The following is an 8636-nucleotide window of genomic DNA, read 5'->3' on the forward strand; positions in this document are numbered from 1 at the left end:
AAATGCCATTTTCTGCAATTCTCCCAATCCCCATGACTTCCTGAAGATATTTCGGGGATTTTACTGCTTTATCTGCTTTTTTTAACTGGTCAAACTTATCTGAAAAAATTGACAATCTCTAATTTCCTCCTTTCAGGCAGATGGGACCACAAACACAGCAGCTTCCATCTGCCGCTACATGTCTGTGTATCCCTCTCCTGAAATGGAGAGCAGGCGCTATTTCACGCCTTGATTGAATATTCTGGTCAACGGTACATCTTATACCACACCGCTGCTGCCGCACCAAGTACAATCATCACTACCGTTACGATTCCCATACGGATTGCCTTCTTTTTCACCACGTTGACATCACCACCTTTCTTCTCTTTTTTCTGTTCCTTTTTCCTTTGCTGTACTTCCCGTTCTTCTTCCTGACGGGTTTCCATATAAATCTGTTTCAGTTCCTGCACCGATTCCGTAGAGCCATACACCAAAGGGCGGTTAAAAAAGGAAAAATAAATCATCTTCCCTGCAAACTGCCAGAATGTCAGCCCATGATAGTTATAAAACCCAGTCAGTGCCAGAGGTACAACAAAAGGGGTTGCCACATAACAGCTCAAAGTAATCCCGATTTTTTCATACAAAAGCAGGACAATCCCAGTTCCTACGCCCAATGCCAATGCCGAAAACAAAAACTGTTTTGCTGTAAGTCCTAGAACCAGGGATTCTTTATAATGCTGTAGGTCCTCACTTAATTCAATCTCCATACATAACCTCCTGTATCTGTTTTTTATCTGCTCTGTCTTCGCTCTTCCTGCATGGTTTTCTGTAATCCATGTTGATTGCAAAAGGCGGCAACCCCAGCCTGGTCAAACTTACGCAGCTCCTCCAGATGAAATTTCACCACCGCGTACTGCCCCATACCGGATTGTGCCTTCCAGGGAAGCAAAGTTCCCAGTCCATGCTCCTGAATAAATTGGATATTTTCCTTACTAAAATCACCGCTGATACAGGCAGTTCCAGGTTCCAGGCAATATCCGGGAAGGTTTACGGTCAAATCTGAAAACGGTTCCCACGCCCCATCTTCCTTACTATACAGTTCCACATAAAGGTTCTGGTTCATTGCGTAATAATCTACCCGCAATGCCAGTTCTTCGGTTCCATACGCCCATTGAAAATCTGCTGTTTTGATTTCCTTTTGAAATTCTGGATTTTTTACTTCTCCCCGTTCCTGGTATGCCTGCTCATAGGCTGCATATCCCTCCGGGTCTAATTTCTTTAAAGTTTCTTCCTGAAATTCAAACAGTGGATATTCCATACAACCAGAACAGCAAATTTCTTCTTTTAACTGTCCAAGCCCGTTTTTTTTGACAAATTCTACGATCTGCTCCAGATCATAGCCTGGGAGCAAAAAGGTCTGGTTCTTTTCCAGCGGAATTCCCATATCTGTGGTCAATTCAAAAAGTTTCCATATCTCTTCCTCTTTTTCCGTAAACACACAAACTTTGATGTTTTTATCAGCCGGATAAGTTGCAACTTCCAGCCAGACCTCATAGATCTCCCCATTGCCAAAATCCAGGCTGAGTTTTTCTTCCTGTTCCATTTACATATCCTCCCTTCTTACCGGCTCCTGCTCTTTGCAGACAGAAGCCTTTCTTTTCCCTTTTCAAAATATTCTTCATTAATTTCAATGCAGATTGCATTCCGTTCATTTAAAAGTGCTGCTTCCCCCAGGGAAAACGAACCTGCAAACTGATCCAGTACCCACTCCTTTTCTTCTGTTACAAATCCAAGGATCTGCTGCAAAAGTTGCACTGGTTTTTCTGCCTGATGAATACGGGAGTTTTTCCCTGGCGGTTCAATGTCAAAGACCGTTGGAAGCATTCCCCTGGCGCCTGACATATAGTGGGATATTCCTGGCTCCGCCTTATCCTTTTTCGCATCTGGGCGTAAATTCCTGGCTTTTCCTTTCGTAAAAAATGCAATCTCTTCCGTATTTTTAGATTTTCTTCCCGTATTGGCAACGAAATTTCCTTTTTTCCAGGCGACTTTTGCATAATATTCAAGTCCTGCTTCTTTCGCCATTTTTTTCATCTGATAGAGGTGTTCATAATTTTCCCCATTTTCTTCCGGCATGAACTCTACCAGAAAACACCCTTTTTTCAACACCCGGTATTTTTCATCAAAGTCTTCCTGCGTATATTGAAAACATTCATAGGCGGCAAAATCCCGGTTTCCCCCTTTCAGGCTTTTTTTCAGGTCATAAGCATGGTCTGTAATAATGGCATCTATACTGTTATCTTTTAAAAAGCTCAAATCCCTTCCATTTCCCTGAACCAGCATACAAGTTACCTCTTCTCCGTCCTGTTCTTTGGTAACCGTATAGACTCCTTTGGCTATCCTGGAAAAAAGCCCCTTTTCTATTCCCTCATAAATTCTTGCCCGGATACTGGGTTCTTTTACCTCTTTTACCTGTTCTACACAAGCCACTGCTTCTTTAAGGCTGAAGCATTCTGCGTCCTGAAAATATTCAAATAGTGTCATCTGTATCCCTTTTTCCTGCACAATCCTTTCCTCCTACAATCCCAGTGCCCTGGAAGTCAGGTTCTGCGCTCCTTTTACAGTGCCTACCGTCAGCGCAACCGTAAAGGTCATTTCCCCCAAATAAATCAGGGTTTTGGCCCAGTCCTCATAATCTCCGGTAAAGGTCGGAAGTCCGGAGGAAATAAACTGGTTACACAAAAGGATTGCCAGCGCCATTGTGACTGCCTCAAAAACGACACTGATAAAATATTTCATATAGGCTACAAAGGTATTGCTAAGCCCCCGGTTTCCAGCCAGGGTACTGCTGGCAATCGCCCCAAAAGGTACAATTACCATAATTTTCAAAAAGCGGAAATAAACATTGTACAGCAGGAAGAAACCACAGATAATAACGATTAAAGACAGGAAAACAGCAAGTATCAGGAACACGATACTGGTTCCAAATCCCAAATCTTTGATCACTTCTGCCTGCGCCGGGTCAATGGATAACTCCACACTCTGGTTTTGCCCCAAATGCCCCACCAGGTTTCCACAGGAAGTAAACAGGGCTTTCATAATGGTAATGTTATAAGATACCAGCCACTGTGCAATGGCAACCCGGATAAACATACGGAGGATTGCTTCAAACCGAATTTCTTCCCGGATATCTACCGACTCTGCACAAAACCCAATGACGAAAAAAAGGACTACCAGGGCAGAGCCTATCCCAACAAAAAGGGGTTCAATCCCTTCAATGATCCCCCAGGGCCCGCCTCCTTTGAACCCGGTAGGGGACTGTCCTAAAAGTTCAAATACGAGGCTGACCTGGTTATTCCAAAATCCAAACACGATTTCCAAAAGTGCAAGGATCGCCTCTCCTAAATTAAACATCACTTCACCTCTCTTCTTATCTGCTTATCTCAAAAAGAAGAATGGTTTTAGCTAATTCCCAGGAAAGTAAGAACGGAGGAAATGGCTGCCATAATAAGCCCTGCAACAATTCCTTTAATGGCACTGTTCATAGAAGAACTGTCCTGCTGTTGGTAAGCCTGTGCAAATTCCATCACGTTTTTTGCCAGGATAATCACACCCACCGCACCGATAATACTGATCACCAGTGTCTTTAAATTCATAAGCGGCTGTGTTACGTCACTTACCCCGGAAGCCATGACAGTCTGGGGGAACAGGGAAACAGTGGCAGCGCTTACTGCCAGGACTCCCAGTAGAGATTTTTTCAAGCGGTTCTGTTTCTTTCTGATAACCTCTTTGATCTTCATATCTTTTTACTCCTTTTCATGTGATTGATACCGCATTACGCAAAAAGACAGATTTTTGAAAACCTGCCCTGCGTAATGCAAAAACTACAGGTTTCCAAAAATCTGCCTTCTTTAATCCGAGGCTGTTTCTTTTGTAAATTTTTTACGGATTTCCTTCATCTTTTCAGCACTGTTTTTTGTATCTGCCATTTGAAGGATTTTATCATACGAAATTCCAGCACCAATGGCAAGCATGATTTCTCCCAACTGTTCCTCATTATAAACATGGCTTTCTAATAATTCAGAAAGTTTTTCTTCCTCTGTCTGTACCGGTTTTTCCGTTTTCTTCGGCGGCCTCACCTCCTCTACCGTTCTCTTCTTCTGGTTCTCTTTCAGCTCTTCCTCCGAAAAAATCTTCTTAGGAATAGGCTCATAAGAAAAAATTTCATCAAAAGACAGTTCCACAATCTGAACATCTTCTCCCTGTTCCTTTTTCTTCTTATAATAATCCAGGGATTCTTCACTTAAAATCTGTACCGCCTGTTTTTGGGCAGCCATTCTGTCATGGATATAAGGCGCAGCCCCGCCATCTTCTGTTTCCGAAAATCTGGAGTGTGCAAAAGTATTGTATTTCTTATCAATAATAGGATCACAACCCCTGATTAACAAAATACACTCTGAGTTATCCAGCTTTCGGGTTTCGTCCGGTGTCAAAAGCTCACGCCCCAGCACATCATAATTCCGGGAACTGCTCCCTTGCCGGCCTTTGGTTTCCCCACTGCTTTTTTTATCAATGGTTCCTTTTCCCAGGGACTCACTGATATACTTATGCGTGGACTGTTCATTCCCACCAAGATATACCAGAGAATCACAATTACCCGGTATGGTTTCCCAGGTTTTCTCAAACAAAGCCTTGATCTGGGCAAGGTTTTGGATAAAAATGGTACATGAAATATTCCTGGAACGCATGGTACTAAGGAGGCTGCAGTAGTCATCTGGCAATGGCACGTTGGCAAATTCGTCCAGCATGAAATTCACGTTAATGGGAAGTTTTCCATTATAATGGAAGTCTGCCTGGTAATACAATTCCTGGAAAATCTGGGAATAAAGCATACCAATTAAAAAGGCATAACTCTTATCCGAATCCGGCGTTACACAAAAAAGTGCAGTCTTCCGGTTTCTGTCCCCGTCAACACCAATCCCAATCTCCTCAATCTCCATTTCATCATGATCCAGAATCCGCAAAATTTGTGGGTTCTGTAACAATCCCAGCCTTGCATTTGCGGAAATGATGATACTCCTTACCGTATCTCCGGCACCCCGTACCACTTTATTATACTGGATTAAAGCAGGGTGGTTGCTTCCCTTTTTTCTCTCCAGTCTGCGGAAACGCCGGTCTAAATCAGAAGGGGAACCGTCTGCATGGACTTCTGCCTCATTCAAGAGCTGCAAAACCATACGGAAATTCCTTTTCTCCATTTCACACTCCTGCCACACATAAAGAAAAATGGCCTGCAAGTACAAAGACTCGGCTTTCTCCCAGAATGGATCACTGGGCTGTGCGTTTTTCGGAGTGGTATTATTGATCAGGTTAGTAACCAGTTTTACAATATCTGTTTCAGAGCGGATATAGCGGAATGGGTTATATCCGTTAGACTGCTCCATTTCCACCAGGTTCAGCACCCGTATCCGGTATCCATGCGCTTTCAGCATACCTCCGCAGCATCTTAAAATCTCCCCTTTGGGATCTGTAATGATCTGGGAAGCCCTGCTTAACTGAAGGAGATTGGGTTTCACCATGAACAAGGTTTTTCCAGCGCCGCTTCCTCCGATTACCAGGACATTTAGGTTTCTCCTGGTCTTTCTGGTATTCATGGACAGCCTGACATTCTGGGATAAGATCAGATTATTGTGTTCATCTTTATCCGCAAACTGCTTTGCCACCTTTTTCGGATCTGCAAAAACAGCGGTACCAAATTCCTGTCCCGGCATATAGTTTTTCCGGCTGGTTACATACATGACCATACCGATCACATATACAAAAATCCCCAGAATGATTGCTTTTAAGGAAGTTTCGTTCCAATAATTGGCAAACGGGGCTGCCATCACCTGATCCAGACGGTTTAAAAAATAATTGATATCCTTTCCGGGCTGATAACACACGTTCAAGAGATAACCTCCATAGCCGGAAGCTATGCCACCAATAAGATACATGCCCCAGGACTGTTTCTTCTTTTTCTGAATTGCTCCGGTTCTCTACCTCCTTTGCCCCTGTATGGTTCTTCTCCCTGCTTCCAGGTTCTGTTGTGCCTTCCTGTAATTCTGCTCCCTTCTTCTGCGTATCTTTTCCTGCTCCTGTCTGGCACGTTCCCTGTGTACCGGGTCATAGCTTTCCCTATATAAATCTTCCCCCGAAGTTTTTCTAAGAAAACGGTCCTCCAGGTCTAAAATTGCATACTCCTTCTTCTTTTCCAATCCTGCAAAAATCGTCTTATGGTCATTAATCCAGCTAATTTCCGATTTATCCAGCCAGATAAATTCATTCTTACGGTACGGAATCCTGGTTTTGATATGATGCTCTGTTTCTTCATATACCAGCTTCTGGTCTATGGTAATGGCATTCACACCTGGATTGTTCCGTTTCTCCTTTTGGATACGCCGAATGACCTGCATCTTTTCTTCTGTTTCCTGGCTGCTTCCAGTGCTGCGTCTTTTGGCTTCCTCTTCCCCAAACAACTGTTTCCACTGCTGGGAATCTACCAATTCTTCAACCTGTTCCGGTGTCCTGGTCAGTGTCACCGTACCTTCCTTCCCTTTTTCCAAAATCCCCTGTTCTTCCATGTAGCAGATAATCGGCCAGATCTGAAGCCAGGTCATATTCAGACGGGAACGGACATTACTGATCTTCTCCACCTGGTTTTTCGCCAGCTCCCGCGCAACCAGTTCACACTCCTTCGGCTCCGGCAGGGCAGGCTTTTTTACTTCTTCTACCAACTGCTCTACCTTATCCGGCTCTGCATTTTCATAGTATTCATCTAACGTCCCAATATTGGAATGTTCAATTTTTGCCATCATGGACTGAATACGGGGCGCTGCCTGGGAATGGAACAAAATTTCACTCATACCGTCCTTCTCATTTAAATCCGGCAAAATGGAATATAAAATCCCATACTTATTTGCCAGGGCTTTTACCCGCTCCAGGTCTTTTGTTTCAAAACGGAAAACCTGTAAATCGCCTCCCATTTTCAGGAGCTTTTGTACAGAAGTTTTCCCTGACAGTTTTTCCTGATCCAGAACTTTTTTAAATACCGCACAAATATCTTTTACAAACTGCCAGCCTGTATTTCCCATTTTCAGAATGATTTCTGCGCCTTCAAAGGAAACTTTAATAATCTGCGCCGCATCTTGTATTTCACTCATGCGCTCCCTCCTATCCCATTGCCCTGTCCTTTTTTACTGGAACAGCCGCCTTTATTTTTCCTTCTGTAAGCATGGCTTCCAGGTCATACTGGATATTTTCCTGTTTTAAGAGAGCCTCCAGCATGTGGTTTGCTTTTTCCTTTTCATAGGTCATATACTGAAGCTGAAAAATATAATTCTCAATCTGCAAAATATTTTCCGGAACCTGAAAAAACGGTTCAAGGTAATGATAAAGAATACGCTCTTTTTCTTCCTTTCCTGCATGAGGCGCCTGTAACTGCAAAATAATTTTTTCTACCTCTTCCATAGACTCCTTATGAAAAGCAATACGGTACAAATCCTGTTTCTGCTCCCTGGTAAGAAAGGGCTGTTCCTTTTCGGCAGTTTCCAAAAGGGAAAATGTTTTTACCACATGTTCAAGTTCTGCCATTTACACACCCGCCTTCCGTTTCCGCATCAAAAGGATAATTTCCCGCATTTTTTTCATTCTCTCTGGTGAAGGGCTGTTCTCCATCACCTGAAGAATTTCTGCATCTGCCAGCCCACTTTCTACGCACTGGCGGATTTCTTCCAACTGTTCTGCGGACAGGTTATATTCCAGAATTTTCTCCACAACACTTTTGGGTACTTTTTTCCCAAGCATGGCAATCCCAAGCAGCCGGTGCTTACTTTTTTGTAGCCCTTCCGCTGTTTGTATGCTTTTTTCTTCCAATACCACTTTTGTTTCCCTGGAAGCAGCTTCTGTTTTTTCCCTGTATTTTTCTGCTTCTTTTTTCAGATCCTGAATTTCCTGCTCTTTCTTTGCCAGCTTTTCTTTTAATTCCTGTATGTTTTTATCTTTATATTGCAGGTTCTCATACAGGTCTTTAATCTCCTGGTTTTTCTCTTCAACAACATGCTCCTTTACCAGAGAGGACAAGGCTGTAAAACGGTCATTGCTTTCCCGAAACTGCTGAATGGATTGTTCCATGATCCCCATAAGATTTTTCATATAAGAACGCATTTCTTCATCTTTCGGAACTTCTTTTTTTGCCTTTGACTCTTCCAGTTGTATCCGCATGGTCCGCATACGGCTGGCCGGCAGTTCATTTCCAGCATAGGTTTTCACCTCTTCCAGATCCAGCCCGTTTTTTAAGCCCTCTACGATTTCCCGTACCTGGAACTGGTTATAATTTCCTTCACATAAAAAGTCGATTTCCCCAATCCCTTCCATAAGCCCTATGATGATTGCTTTCATCACCGGGGCTTCCTGGTTACTCTTAACTACCTTCTGGATATCCGAAACAGGAAGACCAAAATCCAGCCCCATAGAAACTGCGTCCATCTGTTCTTCTTTTAAAACTTTCCGGCATTCTTCCAGATACCGTTGTCCTTCTACTGTCATTTACCCTCCTTTTCCTCTGCCCCTCGCAGACGGTTTCCTATTCTTTTCCTTCTGCTGTGCTTCCAACTTTTCTT

9 protein-coding genes are annotated in these 8636 nt (G+C 43.3%); all 9 read right to left on the reverse strand.

Annotated features, from left to right (window positions below; translation table 11 throughout):
• Positions 1-245: 245 nt before the first annotated feature.
• The gene (locus WMO25_RS10800) at positions 246-746 is read right to left on the reverse strand and encodes a PrgI family protein (protein WP_055056111.1); all 501 of its coding nucleotides are present in this window, start codon (positions 744-746) and stop codon (positions 246-248) included.
• A 23-nt stretch (positions 747-769) separates the two neighbouring features.
• Positions 770-1582: a DUF4313 domain-containing protein gene (locus WMO25_RS10805; RefSeq protein ID WP_195956098.1), complete on the reverse strand. Its 813-nt coding sequence runs from the start codon at positions 1580-1582 to the stop codon at positions 770-772.
• Positions 1583-1599: 17 nt separating this feature from the next.
• Positions 1600-2544 (reverse strand): DNA-methyltransferase, encoded by a 945-nt coding sequence (locus WMO25_RS10810; protein WP_287643034.1) that lies wholly within the window; start codon positions 2542-2544, stop codon positions 1600-1602.
• Between the two features lie 12 nt (positions 2545-2556).
• On the reverse strand, positions 2557-3393 hold the full coding sequence (locus WMO25_RS10815) for a VirB6/TrbL-like conjugal transfer protein, CD1112 family (protein WP_025577460.1): 837 nt from the start codon (positions 3391-3393) through the stop codon (positions 2557-2559).
• A 47-nt stretch (positions 3394-3440) separates the two neighbouring features.
• Positions 3441-3779 carry a hypothetical protein gene (locus WMO25_RS10820; protein ID WP_021651237.1) on the reverse strand — a complete coding sequence of 113 codons (339 nt, stop codon included), beginning with the start codon at positions 3777-3779 and terminating at the stop codon, positions 3441-3443.
• A gap of 111 nt (positions 3780-3890) precedes the next feature.
• The gene (locus WMO25_RS10825; RefSeq protein WP_192926713.1) at positions 3891-5972 is read right to left on the reverse strand and encodes a VirD4-like conjugal transfer protein, CD1115 family; all 2082 of its coding nucleotides are present in this window, start codon (positions 5970-5972) and stop codon (positions 3891-3893) included.
• A 42-nt stretch (positions 5973-6014) separates the two neighbouring features.
• Positions 6015-7178 (reverse strand): PcfB family protein, encoded by a 1164-nt coding sequence (locus WMO25_RS10830; RefSeq protein WP_195956100.1) that lies wholly within the window; start codon positions 7176-7178, stop codon positions 6015-6017.
• 10 nt (positions 7179-7188) lie between these two features.
• Positions 7189-7608 (reverse strand): hypothetical protein, encoded by a 420-nt coding sequence (locus WMO25_RS10835; protein ID WP_117854510.1) that lies wholly within the window; start codon positions 7606-7608, stop codon positions 7189-7191.
• Positions 7609-8562 (reverse strand): hypothetical protein, encoded by a 954-nt coding sequence (locus WMO25_RS10840; protein ID WP_116441969.1) that lies wholly within the window; start codon positions 8560-8562, stop codon positions 7609-7611. It abuts the gene before it with no gap.
• Positions 8563-8636 lie beyond the last annotated feature (74 nt).

The sequence above is a fragment of the Coprococcus intestinihominis genome, from assembly GCF_040096555.1.
GTDB lineage: Bacteria > Bacillota > Clostridia > Lachnospirales > Lachnospiraceae > Coprococcus_A > Coprococcus_A intestinihominis.